This window comes from Geofilum rubicundum JCM 15548 (assembly GCF_000974365.1).
Lineage (GTDB): Bacteria > Bacteroidota > Bacteroidia > Bacteroidales > Marinilabiliaceae > Geofilum > Geofilum rubicundum.
The window spans coordinates 23627-36331 of sequence record NZ_BAZW01000042.1; the positions used below are offsets into that span (position 1 = coordinate 23627).

Sequence of the window (12705 nt, forward strand, 5' to 3'; positions counted from 1 at the left end):
CTAAGGCGGGCTTTCAATGGGTGTCGGACAAAAAGCCTGTGTTTTTGTGGTCTACCTTCACTTGTCGCGCAATGTCCGGCATAGATGACGCATCCATGTAGCCCTTTAACAAGGCATGGCGTGCCGCTTCTTCCGTATCGGAAATCAGCAGCATGGGAACGTTCAGGGATTTCATTTCTTTGGTGATTTCGAGCATTTGAGGGTTTTTATGCCCCTTCCCAATACAGCGAATATAGACGGCCTTTATACGTCCCGGTGCCTCCCGGGCCGCTTTTAGGTAGAGTTGGGGATCTCGTTGTCCGCTATCACCAATCAATATAAAATTAAGGTCCTTAAAAAAAGAGAGCAGGAATAAAATTTTTTTTAATTTGTGTTCATGGGTGCCGCCGCCCGATTTCCAAAAATGAAAAATACTGTGTTCCAGCTCTTGCAGCATAAAAGGCCCGGCGGGTATATCCCGAAAGGCCATAAAGTCATCCAGTAAATCATATAAATTCCACTCACTGCTTGAAACATAGAACAGAGGGTTGAGTGTGTCCTGACCGGCACTTCCTTTCTGAAGGGCCCTGTAAAAGGCTGCCACTCCTTCAAAGGGCACACGGGTGTGGGCGTTTTTAAACAGCATCAGTTTTAATTTCTTGATGGTATCTGTGGAGTGCGACACCATGATGGTGTCATCAATATCTGACACCACGCCAAATGGCGGTTGGCCGGTTACCATCAAAACCTTTCCCTCAGCTGTAACGCTGCCCTGGTTTTCAACCACTTCATCGATCAATTCATAATGGCAGGACGCATACTGCTGACTGGTCGTCAGAGCGTCCTCAAATTTCAAATAACAGTGAAAAATACCCAACTCATTGGTCTCCACCACCTCACTCTTACCCAGAAAGGAGACTTTTACGCGTACACCGGCCATTTCATCACTGATATAGCGCTTAATCATGGCCAGCATATTGGCGGGCAGACTCTGGCCGGGCCTGGGCTTTTCCAGCCCTTTGTCCTCCATCACCGACCCTGATAAATAGACATCTTTGCCATTACAAAAGCCCATATAAGGTTTAATGGTGGGCACACCCAGCCATCCCAGCTGACTTTTCAATAACAAACGGGCGCGCTTGTACGGACTTTTGGCTTTGCGTAGAATGTAGCGGAATGTTTTTGAAAGTATGGTCATCTGATTATTCTTTTTATATCTTTAATGCTTATCTATTTTAATGCTTAAGGTATACAGATAGTTTGGTTATCTGCCCTATATAGTTAAAAATAAGAATAATTGAAGAAAAGCAAGCCATGAACAGCGATAAAATCCGGAAAGTCTTGTTTGTTATCAATCCTGTTTCGGGGAGCAATCAGGAGATTGATTTAAAGTCAGTGATTTCTGAAACCTGTCCCAGGCATGGACTCCGGCCCCAATTTTTTGAGACCACAGGTGATCATGACCAGGAAAAAATTAAGGAGGCGATAGCTGGTGCCGATCCCTATGCTGTTGTGGCAGTTGGTGGAGATGGTACCGTTAATCTCGTTGCTGGTTTAATCATCAACAGTGCCATTAAACTCGGCATTATTCCCACCGGTTCAGCCAACGGAATGGCCTTTGAATTAAATATACCCGGGCGTATAGATGAGTCTGTTGCCATTATTGGGGCAGATGTCTCCAAGCGCATCGATTTGTTGCGCATCAACAAAAAGCATCTGGCGATTCATCTTTCAGATTTGGGCATGAATGCCCGAATTATTAAGCGCTTTGACCAGGAAAAAATCCGGGGTTTATACGGGTACGCCCGTCAGTTTTTCAAAGAATTAAAGTCTCCCTCGCATTTTAGATGCACCATTGCCTGTGATGGCCAAAAGCGTCGGCACAAATACAAAGTCGTAATGATTGCCATGCTCAACACCCATTTTTTTGGTACCGGAGCTGTGGTTAATCCCACCGGAAAAATCAACGATGGTCGTTTTGAAATTGTCGTTATAAAGCCCTATCCCTGGTATTACATTTTTCACATGATGGTGGCTTTTTTTACCGGTCATATTCATCGTTTGCGTCATGTGCGCACCCTGTCGTGCCAGCAAGCCATCATCGAGATGGTTTCTCCGCAGGATCTGCAAGTGGATGGCGAACCCATTGGACTGGTCAACCGGGTCAAATTAGAGGTTTTGCCTCTGCCATTGACGTCTTATACAATAGCGAGAAAGATCACTTCTTCCTGAAAGCTGAAGAAAAGTGACTGTGCTTCAGTTTTATAACATCGTAAACAGGGGAGGGTTGAACATAGGGGTGGTGGCATAATAATTATTATGTATTGCCTTTGGTCTTTTATTGCCATAACTTTATTTGTTCGGGAATTAATAAATTAAACAATATCAATATCAAACTGTGATTCCTGAGTTAAAAGTATATGGTAAAAAGTCCATTTAATATATCTAAAAAAGGAAAAAAGACGATGAAACGAAATCTTGTTTGCTCTCTATGTTTGTCAATTCTGGCATGCATTTCCCTTCAGGCGAAACAAATATTTGTTTCGCCTAATGGTTATGACACAAATGATGGAACCATTGAAAGTCCTTTTTGGTCTCTACAAAAAGCGCAGTCCATTGTATCGGCTGGGGATACTGTTTACATTAGAGGAGGGGACTATGTTATAACAGAAAGAGATATATCCAGAGTAGAAAGAGATATTTTTGCCTGCGTTAGTTTTCTTAATATAAGTGGTTCTAAGGATCAAATGATAAAATATTGGGCTTATCCTGGTGAGCAACCATTATTTGATTTTACAGCTGTTAAACCAGCGAATCAAAGGGTTGTTGGCTTCTGGGTTTCGGGCGATTATATCCATCTTAAAGGGATTGAAATTACCGGGGTTCAAGTTACTATTCTTACACACACAGAATCCTATTGTATTTATAGCTGGGGCAATAACAATATTTTTGAAAATATTAGTATGCACGACAATAAAAGTACTGGCTTGAGGCACCGGAATGGTGGCTATAACCTTTTCCTAAATTGCGATGCTTACAATAATCACGATGATGTTTCGGAAAACCAAAAAGGGGGAAATACCGATGGTTTTGGATGTCACCCCAAAACTGGTGGAAAAGGAAATGTTTTCAGGGGCTGCCGTGCATGGTTTAATAGTGATGATGGTTTCGATTGCATCCGGTCAAGCGAAGATATTATATTTGATAGTTGCTGTTCTTTTTACAATGGTTATTCTCCGTCTTTTGAGAGTTTAGGCGACGGAAATGGATTTAAAATTGGCGGATATGCTTATGATGAGGCGTCTTTGATTCCTCAGCCCGTACCCAGTAATACGGTGCGTTTTTGTGTAGCAGTTCATAATAGAGCAAATGGTTTTTATTCCAACCATCATTTGAACGGTAATATCTGGCTAAACAATTCTGCCTATAAAAACGCTTACAATTACAATATGGTGAATCGCGAAAGCGTTCAATCGCAAAATATTAATGTCGATGGGTACAATCATGTTTTAAAAAATAACCTTGGATACAACGGGCGTTCAGGCGAAACTGCTTATTTAGATGCTTCAAAAAACATATTGGTAACTAATTCTTTTGAAATGGATTTAGTTTTAACCGACGACGATTTTATCAATCTGGATGAGTCGGCATTAATGGCACCCCGAAAAGCTGATGGTAGCCTGCCCGATATTGATTTTATGAAAATTGCCCCTTCCAGCCCCCTTATTGATGCCGGGACTGATATTGGGTTTCCATTTTTAGGCGTTGCGCCGGAAATTGGGGCGTTTGAGAACGCCCTTTCAAATGGACTTGGTGTTCAGAAATTAGAACAAGCAAGGGGTAAAGTATATCCCAATCCTGTAAATAATATAATATTCGTAAATGGTATGGCCATCCAACAGGCATGGATTACAGATATTTCCGGAAGGCAACAACCGATTCGTATTTATGAAAACTCTATAGATGTTTCTCAATTGGGAAATGGTGTCTATGTTTTAAAAGTAATTCCCAATCAAAATAAAAGCGTTGTAGAAAAGATCATTATAAGTAAATAATGCGCTTTAAGGTCTAAAATATGCATCCAATCAAAGTGGCAGTAGGTTTACTAAGCACATGGACTATTAGCCCACTCGGGGATCTGGTGTTTGACTCTTTGGCCTTAATGTTGTATTTTTAATAAAGGACTTTGTATAAGTTGTTTGTTATTAACCTTAAAATCAATATGTTATGATAAGATGGGTTATTACATTTTTAATTATTGCATTGATTGCTGCCGTATTCGGGTTTGGCGGCATAGCCGCCGGAGCAGCATCAATAGCAAAAATTCTATTTTTTATCTTTATTGTTTTGTTTGTGATTAGCCTTATTTTCGGGGCCGTTCGGGGCTTTAAGTAGTCCTTGATTCCTTATTGTCAAAGGCTTATGTTTGAAGAGAGAAAATTGAATTTTGTATAATGACAACAAAAGTGGACGATAAGGTGCTGGCCTTGACGTCCATTTTTTTGTGTGGAGAAATGTACGCAGGTTGTCCTTTAAACTCCCCAATGGGAACAAGTCAAATAACGGGTAGCCGTTAGTTTGGATAGTTTACCATGCATAGAACGACTGTTTTATCTACTCCCTGATATGGCTTATTCTGGCTGTTTCCCTGGGCGCCTAGGCTTTTATGTGGATACTGATTAAAAGAATCGATGCAACAAGAGTGGCCAGTCTATTTTATATGGGGCCTCCGGTTACCATGTTAATGGCCTGGATGGTGGTTGGAGATACCCTTCTGCTAATGGATGTTATCGGCTTATTGGTGGTGTTAATCGGCGTACTGCTGACACAAGTTAAATTTAGTAAACTCAAAAAATTGAAACCATGAAACGACTTAAAAACAAAGCGGTAGTAATTACCGGAGGAGCTGGTGGAATAGGTAAATCCACAGCTCAAAAAATGATTGAAGAAGGAGCGCGGGTTTTAATAACCGACCTGGACGAAGCAGCTCTGAAAAAAGTTTCTGAAGAAATCAACTCTCCCGAACTCCATTACCTGGCTGCTGACGTCACCGATGAGGCACAGGTAAAGGCTTATGCCCTCAAAGCAAAAGAGCTTTTTGGAACGGTGGATGTGTTTTTCAATAATGCTGGAATTGAAGGAGAGGTGAAACCCCTGGATGTGTATTCCCTCGATATGTATCATAAAATAATCGAGGTAAATATCAATGGGGTATATTATGGCTTGCGCCATATTTTTCCTTTGATGAAGGAAAAGGGCGGATCTGTCATCATAACTTCTTCGGTAGCCGGCATGGCAGGAACAGCCAATGTTTTGCCATATGTAACGAGCAAACATGCCACTGTAGGTATGATGCGGTCGGCAGCTCTTGAGGGAGCTCCCTACAAAATCAGAGTAAACACCATCAATCCTTCGCCGGTTGATAATCGGATGATGCGCTCACTGGAGGAAGGTTTTTCTCCGGGAGAAGCTAAAACTGCCAAGGAGAATTTTGAAAAAACCATACCTTTGGGGCGCTACGCCAATAATGAAGAAATTGCTGCTCTTGCGGTGTTTTTGGCCAGCGATGAGAGTAGTTTTATCACGGGGGCTGTTCATCCTGTGGATGGAGGCATGACGGCATAGAATCTGTCAACAAGCCCATTTAGGCGGATGAAAATTGAAAAAGAAATAACGCGATATGGAAACCTATCTATCTAAAGGTTTTGAAGTCCTTTACATTTCTATCGGCACCATCGGTGTCGCCATTATTGTCTGGGGTGTTGTATTGTCCGTTTTCAGGTTGTTGAAACTGGAGTTTACGCGGCTGAAACATCAATCGATATACCGTGAGCGCGAATTGGTGCGTCATCAATTTGCTTCTTACCTTTTATTTGCGCTGGAATTTTTGATTGCAGCGGATATTATTGCCACCGTGATAGACCCTTCGTTTGAAGAAATTGCCATTTTGGCCAGCATAGTGGTCATTCGAACGGTAATCAGCTACTTTTTGGAAAAAGAGGTTGATAAATTTAATGCAATAGACTAAAAACTATACATTTCGTTTTCGCGTGCGCTTTTTTTTATTCGGGATAATTTGTCCCAATTACAGAGATGCATCGAATTTTTAATAGTGATGTTAATATATGTGAAACCTCCATTGGCGCATAAATGCTATTTTTGTTGAAAATAAATAATATTGAAACTCATGAAACAAGTTTTATCTGCCATTTTGTTAGTATTTGTATGGGCCCATGGTTTTGCTCAAAACCAAAACGCTCCGGTTGGAAGTTATCAGGGACAAGTCGTCTCAGAAGAGGGAGCGTGGTGTTGGTTTGCAGATCCACGTTCTTTGCATCTTGATAATGGCCAGCAGCAGGCCACTTATATCGGTTACATCGATGTGCATGGTAATGTAAAAGCTTCACAGCACGATTTTTTAACGGGTACCACCAATGAAGTCTTGATTCGCTCATGGTTTCAGCCCGATGATCATAACAATCCCACTTTTTTGGTGTTGCCCGACCAGCGCATCATGATTTTTTATTCGCGGCATACCGATGAGGCTGCCTTTTACTACCGAATCTCGCAACGTCCCGGCGATATCACCTCTTTGGGGGAGGAAAAGCGACTGGCTACCAGTCACAACACGACCTATCCCTCCGCCTATATTTTATCTGATGACCCCAATCACATATACCTCGCCTGGCGAGGTATTAACTGGCATCCAACCATCGCCAAACTGAGTATCCCCGATGCCAATGATGATACCGATTTTGTTTGGGGGCCGCATCAGGTTGTTCAATCGACAGGTGCCAGACCCTACGCCAAATATACCTCCAATGGTAAGGATAAAATACTTATGGGGTACACGACTGCGCACCCTGATAATCAAAACCCCAATTACGTCTATTACCATCATATCAATGTCAATACGCTAGAATTGGAGGATATTAAGGGCAATGTTGTTTCCAAAATTGAAAACGGGCCGCACCGCGTCAGCGCCACCAATAGTTACTCCACAGCCAATCCTTTTGCCGTGGTCGACAACGCCCCCTATCGTAACTGGATATGGGAAGTAAAGATGGATTCAGATGGACATCCGGTCATTGCCATGGTGCGCATCAGTGACGATAAGCAATCGCACAATTATTACCATGCCCGTTGGAATGGTACAGAGTGGGTGAAAACCTTTTTGGCCAATGGCGGTGGGGCTTTTCATCAGACGCCCGGACTGGAACAGTGTTACAGTGGTGGAATGGCGCTCGATGGAGAAAATCCCAACATCGTGTATTGTTCGGTTCCGGTAGATGGTACCTATGGAGAGGTATACGAAATCGTGAAATACACCATTAATACCGATGGAACTGTTTCAAATGAGGCCATTACCTGGAATTCTGAAAAGAACAATGTCCGTCCCTATTATATCCCATTCTCAGGCAATACAGGATTAAATCTGGCCTGGATGCATGGTGACTATTACGATTGGATCGTCAGCTCCTCCAGACCTGAGGGTTTCCCAACCGCCATTCATGCCAACTTCGAGTTTCCGCAAGCGGTGGTTGATTTAGAAAACGGACTTCTGGTAGCTGAGGAGTTCAATGATGCAGTGACCGGGAGCGCCCACACTGAAAAAGGTAATTTGGTAGTAAGCAGCAGTACCCATGCTACCTTGTCGGTGGCAGACAATCATTCAACGGAATTTTCCTTGTCATTAACCCCCAGTATATCGCATGATGCCTATTATGGAATCATTTTCTCCATGGGCGACTTGTCCTGGTCACTGGATCCTACCACGGGCAAGCCGGTTGTAACTGTAGGAACGGATACGTACATGAGTCAGAACCGTCTGGGCAATTCCGATGTCTGGCAGACAGCATCCAGAGGGACCGGCGGACAGTATTATCCCATGACCAAATTTGATTTTTTCACCCTGACAGTGACCTACAAGGAAGGCCGTTTAAGAACTTATATCAATGGTTTGATTGATCAGGAAATTGAATTGACCGGTCTCTCTCTGAAAGATGTGGTCATTGGAGGCTTCGACGGTCTGGTTGAGAACGGCCTTATTCATGATCGTGCTTTAAATCAGCAAGAGGTAAAAAAAAATGCCGCTAATCTGGCTGTGATCATCGGTCTCAAGGAGTTTGAGCAGATGGAAGTGCCAGCCGTCATTTATTCTGACCTGGTGTTAAAAGCAGAAATGTCAACAGGGGAAACCATTAGCTGGACATCATCAGAACCTCAGGTTCTGATGCACTCCGGCCTGGTTGTTTTTCCCACAGAAGCAACACCGGTCATACTTACCGCCACCATGGGCGATCACAGCAAGGATTTTGATGTGACGGTTATGCCACGGGATATTCAAAACAATGTGGTTTTGAATTATCAGTTTGAATCAGCTGATGAATACCTGGGTCCCGGAATCCGCGGCTTGCGTGATCTCAGTGGTAATGATAATGATGCCCGTATTTATGGAAGCGCCAAAATTAATGGTCAACTCGATTTAAGCACCAACACCAACAGTGGATTCTCCACAAATGGCTATTTGTTAGCACCCGATGGGGTAATAGATGCCATCAGAAGCTATAGTGTGGTGGTAAAAGTTCAGCCCGACAGGCTGGATCGGCTTCCCCGGATTTTTGATTTTGGTTCTGCAGCCAGCAACAGCATTTTCGGAAGGGCCTCAGCCCTTACCGCCGGCTATAAATACAATGGCGGAACCACCGTTCTCATTAACTCACCCCAGCAATTGGTTGTCGGAACCGAAACCCATCTCGCTTTCACTTTCGATGCCTCAACAAAAACCACCAAAATTTTCATCAATGGCAACGAGGTGGTCACCAGCAAAGCCATCACCCGTGAGCCTTATGAGTTGGCCGGAATTGCCCCCACCAACAGAAATCTGATTGGTCGCTCGCAGTGGATGAATGCCGATAATGTGGATTATTGCGGAACCATGGATGATTTTAAGTTGTTCAACATTGCACTGACCGAAGCTGAGATTCAGGCCATGATGATTAATACCAGTTTGTCCGACACCGAAACGTCACCAAATTCCATCATGCACATCCTGCCCAACCCATTGCCCGTCGGAGACAATTTGCACATAAGCCTCGATTTAACGCCTGAAGAACTGCGGGATACCACCGTGCAAATCATCAATATGAGTGGACATATTATCGGGTCTTTTGTCCCTCAGTCATCTGATTTAGAAATAGACAGAATCTGGGAAAAAGGCGTTTACCTGGTCCGTGTAGGCAGTGATAAAAAGGGTGTTCATGTACAAAAGTTGATGGTATTATAGAAACCGTTTGCTAAGAAATATAATCCGATAGGTGCTTCCAGGCTACAACATCACCATTTGAAGTTTTCATTGATTTGTCTCCTGTGTAAATGGCATGAAGCTGGTCTGAAGGCGTGCCGGATAATTGGGCCCATTTTTTAATTCCTTTAAAGTAATCGGAAGAGAATGTAGCACCAGACTTGATTTCCCATGCGTTTTTCTTACCGTTCACGGTATTGAGCAAGTCCACTTCATTTCCTGTGCTGTCGCGCCAGAAGGAAAGTTCTGGTTCTTTGCCGGCGTTGATTGCTTTTTTTTGTAATTCGTTGATAACTAAATTCTCGAAAAGTCCACCACGCAGGAAATGGATAGAAAGCTGCTGTGCGTTATTAATTCCCAAAAGGGAGCAGGCTAAGCCGGTATCATAAAAGTAGAGTTTGGGACTTTTAACCAGTCGTTTCGTATAGTTGTTAGGATCAGGTTTTAGCAAATAGAGAATAAAACTTGCCTCCAGTAATGACATCCACGACTGAGCTGTTGATACGGATATTCCGCTTTCATTGGCAAGTGACGAGAGGTTAAGTAGCTGTCCAATGCGCCCGGCGCAAAGCTTAATGAACCGTATAAATTTGCTCAGGTCGCCGATGTTTTTCATCAAACGAACATCCCTCTCCACGTAGGTTTGGATGTAGAACGGATAAAAATCTTCGGGGGCGATGTCCTTATCATAAAGCCTGGGGTAGCTACCTTTGAAAATTTCCTCATCAACCGTCGCAGGTAAAATTTTTGCGGCTTTCAATTCTAATTGAGAAAAGGGTAGTAGCCGAAGAATCGCTGTTCTGCCCGCAAGCGACTGGCCTACATGCTGCATCAACAGGAAGTTGTGCGAGCCCGCCAGAAGATACATTCCCACATTATTCACCTTATCCACTTGGCCTTGAATATATGAAAACAATTCCGGGACACGCTGAACTTCGTCGATAATCGTCTTGTCAGGATAAGTGGCCAAAAAACCTCGAGGATCTTCTGTGGCAAACAGTCTGGTATCAGGATCTTCAACGGAAACATAATTGTAATCAGGAAAGGTTATTTTGAGTAGCGTAGATTTCCCGGATTGACGTGGGCCAGTCAATGTGACCACCGGGAATTTCTTTGCCATTTCCACTAGTTTCGTTTGCAATTCGCGATTAACCATATCGGTACTGTTTTTTGCAAATTTACGATTTCAAAGTTAATTTGCAAAAAAAAGAAAATTCATATGTCAGCTCATAATATGGCGGAAGTATCAAAAGGAAGGCGTCATTTGTATAAATGATAAAAACTGGCATAGTCAGAGCCTGTCTTTTTACCTGTTATTTTTGTAAATTGTCTGTCAGAGAACCACGGCATGCTGCAATTTTTAGACATACTCTACACCATTCTGCACTTTGTCCTCATCGGCTTTAACCTCCTGGGATGGGCTTGATAAATTGACCGGAGGTGACATCAACGCCGATCTGGTTGATGGGGTAACCTTTGGTCTGCTGATTCTGGTTGTTGTGCTGTCTGTGTATGTGAATTTTTTTAGAAGGCGAAGGCTCCGTGGATAGATTCTTCCCCCACTGAGTAGATATTTGTTTGTGGATATTTTTGTCCTTAATGCATAAATGCTTTAATTTTAGGGTTGAATAATATAAGTCTGAAAATATGAAGCAATTACATTCCACAAAAGGTTACATTCCATTTGATTCCGACTATTTTGATCAGATTGAGAAAGCAATGAATGATGACTGCAAAATCCATTACTTCGATGCAGAAGGGCAGGTAATGGATGCCAATGGAACTGTTACCTGTAGCTTCAGTCCCGATAATTTCGCCCACTTTGTTGTACTGAATACCGACACCGCCATTCGTATCGACCGGATCATTACCTTAAACGGAAGTCCCGGGCCTGCTTTTGATGAGTATGACCTCTTTGCCTTGCAATGCCTGACCTGTATGGGAGGTATGTAAAGAATTACTTTTGGAAAATGGGTTGAGGATAACTCGAGGTATTGTGAAGTCCATTTAAATTATGACTAATTTCTGACATGTTGAGCCAATAAATCAAAAAAATATTTATATTTAGTCTGAGAAACTGTATTAAGTTTTATCCTTTGGGTTGTTTTTGTGCCAAAAAAAACGTCCAAAAACCAAATTTAAACAGCTTTTGAATTTTTTCTTTTTATATGGTTTGCGATGGGAGGAATGACTAATTTAAATTTTTCGGATAATGATTTATTGGCAATATTTGAATATGCCGCAGTTGTGTTGGTTCTTGTTGATGGTGAGGGCAGGGTACAACGCATTAATAAATCCGGGAGTCAAATGGTTAACCTTGATAACGAGCAGGCAATAGGCTTGCTGGCCGGAGAGGTTCTGAAATGTGTCAACCAGTATAAGATTGAGGGAGCTGTTTGCGGAAGGATGACGCCATGCGCATCCTGTGATCTCAGACAAACATTCACTGATACTTTTAATACCGGAACGGACTATCACAAAAAGGAGGGTTCCATGGACTTTATTGTTGATGGAGAAACGGTTCATAAGCAAATTTTGATATCCTCCAGTCGGCTGCTGATTAATGAACAGCCCTTTATCCTGTTAACCATTGATGATATCACCAAATTAAAAGAGCAGGAAAAAGAACTTTCCGTACTTATCTCCACCAGAGATAAGTTGTATTCAGTTATTGCACATGATTTAAGGGGCTCAATAAGCACCATCGTCGGGTTTACCGAATTAATCCTGCTAAGGCTTGCTGATCTCTCCTCTGAAAGATTAAAAGAGTTTCTGGAAAACTTGCAACAAGCAGGTCAGGATTCGTTTAATTTGTTGGAAAATCTTTTTGAATGGACTTCGGTTCAATGGAAAAACCATTACTTTAATCCAGAGTTGATGGCCGTGAATGAGCTTGTTATTAAAACCATTGATATTTGTCGTCCAGCCGCTAACCGAAAAAGTATCCATCTCAGCCATAAGGGTGATTTTTCAGGAAACTGGACTTTAGATAAAGGAATGATATTAACTGTGCTGCGAAACCTGGTTAATAATGCCATAAAATTTACCGATCGGGGAGGGCAGATTGTCATTACTTCGAAAAAAGTGGATAAGGACCTCATTATTGAGGTGACTGATACCGGTATAGGTATAAAAGCTGAAAAGATTCCGAAGATGTTCATCTTCGAACAAGGTCAACATACCCATGGGACGGAACATGAAAAGGGTACCGGACTCGGACTTATGATTTGTAAGGAGTTTGTAGAAAAACACAAGGGTATCATATGGGTCTCCAGCATACCCGGAAAAGGGACTACCTTTAGTTTTAACTTACCCGACATCCAATAGATTGGCCTGGTCAATCATAATCTCCTCAATTTATGGAACAAACTGCCGATTTTTTATATAAAGAAGAACTCCAGGGTTCAATTATTATAATCCCC

The 12705-nt window shown here is 42.5% G+C and carries 11 protein-coding genes; 9 read left to right on the forward strand and 2 right to left on the reverse strand.

Going from position 1 to position 12705, the window contains the following annotated elements; translation table 11 throughout:
* Positions 1-13: 13 nt before the first annotated feature.
* Positions 14-1177 (reverse strand): App1 family protein phosphatidate phosphatase, encoded by a 1164-nt coding sequence (locus JCM15548_RS15135; RefSeq protein WP_062127186.1) that lies wholly within the window; start codon positions 1175-1177, stop codon positions 14-16.
* A 116-nt stretch (positions 1178-1293) separates the two neighbouring features.
* Between JCM15548_RS15135 and JCM15548_RS15140 the strand changes: the two genes are divergently transcribed.
* The 7 genes from JCM15548_RS15140 (at position 1294) to JCM15548_RS21210 (ending at position 9265) form a co-directional block, all read left to right on the forward strand.
* Entirely contained in the window at positions 1294-2211 is a 918-nt protein-coding gene (locus JCM15548_RS15140; protein ID WP_227625902.1) for a diacylglycerol/lipid kinase family protein, read from the forward strand.
* 188 nt (positions 2212-2399) lie between these two features.
* The gene (locus tag JCM15548_RS15145; protein ID WP_227625903.1) at positions 2400-4034 is read left to right on the forward strand and encodes a right-handed parallel beta-helix repeat-containing protein; all 1635 of its coding nucleotides are present in this window, start codon (positions 2400-2402) and stop codon (positions 4032-4034) included.
* A 172-nt stretch (positions 4035-4206) separates the two neighbouring features.
* Entirely contained in the window at positions 4207-4374 is a 168-nt protein-coding gene (locus tag JCM15548_RS21200; RefSeq protein ID WP_083985176.1) for a DUF1328 domain-containing protein, read from the forward strand.
* A 271-nt stretch (positions 4375-4645) separates the two neighbouring features.
* Positions 4646-4846 (forward strand): EamA family transporter, encoded by a 201-nt coding sequence (locus tag JCM15548_RS26410; protein ID WP_083985177.1) that lies wholly within the window; start codon positions 4646-4648, stop codon positions 4844-4846.
* Positions 4843-5604 (forward strand): SDR family NAD(P)-dependent oxidoreductase, encoded by a 762-nt coding sequence (locus tag JCM15548_RS15150; protein WP_062127193.1) that lies wholly within the window; start codon positions 4843-4845, stop codon positions 5602-5604. Before JCM15548_RS26410 ends, JCM15548_RS15150 begins: the two co-directional genes overlap by 4 nt.
* Before the next feature lie 55 nt (positions 5605-5659).
* Positions 5660-6007 carry a DUF1622 domain-containing protein gene (locus tag JCM15548_RS15155; protein WP_062127196.1) on the forward strand — a complete coding sequence of 116 codons (348 nt, stop codon included), beginning with the start codon at positions 5660-5662 and terminating at the stop codon, positions 6005-6007.
* A gap of 159 nt (positions 6008-6166) precedes the next feature.
* Positions 6167-9265 carry a BNR-4 repeat-containing protein gene (locus JCM15548_RS21210; RefSeq protein ID WP_083985178.1) on the forward strand — a complete coding sequence of 1033 codons (3099 nt, stop codon included), beginning with the start codon at positions 6167-6169 and terminating at the stop codon, positions 9263-9265.
* A 10-nt stretch (positions 9266-9275) separates the two neighbouring features.
* Here the strand turns inward: JCM15548_RS21210 and JCM15548_RS15165 are convergent, their stop codons facing one another.
* Positions 9276-10439: an ATP-binding protein gene (locus tag JCM15548_RS15165; protein WP_062127200.1), complete on the reverse strand. Its 1164-nt coding sequence runs from the start codon at positions 10437-10439 to the stop codon at positions 9276-9278.
* Between the two features lie 491 nt (positions 10440-10930).
* Here JCM15548_RS15165 and JCM15548_RS15170 point away from each other — a divergent pair, with 491 nt between their 5' ends.
* Together JCM15548_RS15170 and JCM15548_RS15175 are read left to right on the forward strand one after the other, a co-directional pair.
* Positions 10931-11236 carry a hypothetical protein gene (locus tag JCM15548_RS15170; protein WP_062127203.1) on the forward strand — a complete coding sequence of 102 codons (306 nt, stop codon included), beginning with the start codon at positions 10931-10933 and terminating at the stop codon, positions 11234-11236.
* 354 nt (positions 11237-11590) lie between these two features.
* A complete protein-coding gene (locus JCM15548_RS15175; RefSeq protein ID WP_162198261.1) occupies positions 11591-12610 on the forward strand; it encodes a sensor histidine kinase in 1020 nt (339 codons plus the stop codon).
* Positions 12611-12705: the final 95 nt, after the last annotated feature.

What these genes read in the sequence shown, in the direction of transcription:
- JCM15548_RS21200 (WP_083985176.1), top strand. Translation starts at nt 4,207, where the DNA reads ATGATAAGATGGGTTATTACATTTTTAATTATTGCATTGATTGCTGCC.
- JCM15548_RS15135 (WP_062127186.1), bottom strand. Translation starts at nt 1,177, where the DNA reads ATGACCATACTTTCAAAAACATTCCGCTACATTCTACGCAAAGCCAAA.
- JCM15548_RS15175 (WP_162198261.1), top strand. Translation starts at nt 11,591, where the DNA reads ATGGTTAACCTTGATAACGAGCAGGCAATAGGCTTGCTGGCCGGAGAG.
- JCM15548_RS15170 (WP_062127203.1), top strand. Translation starts at nt 10,931, where the DNA reads ATGAAGCAATTACATTCCACAAAAGGTTACATTCCATTTGATTCCGAC.
- JCM15548_RS15155 (WP_062127196.1), top strand. Translation starts at nt 5,660, where the DNA reads ATGGAAACCTATCTATCTAAAGGTTTTGAAGTCCTTTACATTTCTATC.
- JCM15548_RS21210 (WP_083985178.1), top strand. Translation starts at nt 6,167, where the DNA reads ATGAAACAAGTTTTATCTGCCATTTTGTTAGTATTTGTATGGGCCCAT.
- JCM15548_RS26410 (WP_083985177.1), top strand. Translation starts at nt 4,646, where the DNA reads ATGTGGATACTGATTAAAAGAATCGATGCAACAAGAGTGGCCAGTCTA.
- JCM15548_RS15140 (WP_227625902.1), top strand. Translation starts at nt 1,294, where the DNA reads ATGAACAGCGATAAAATCCGGAAAGTCTTGTTTGTTATCAATCCTGTT.
- JCM15548_RS15150 (WP_062127193.1), top strand. Translation starts at nt 4,843, where the DNA reads ATGAAACGACTTAAAAACAAAGCGGTAGTAATTACCGGAGGAGCTGGT.
- JCM15548_RS15165 (WP_062127200.1), bottom strand. Translation starts at nt 10,439, where the DNA reads ATGGTTAATCGCGAATTGCAAACGAAACTAGTGGAAATGGCAAAGAAA.
- JCM15548_RS15145 (WP_227625903.1), top strand. Translation starts at nt 2,400, where the DNA reads ATGGTAAAAAGTCCATTTAATATATCTAAAAAAGGAAAAAAGACGATG.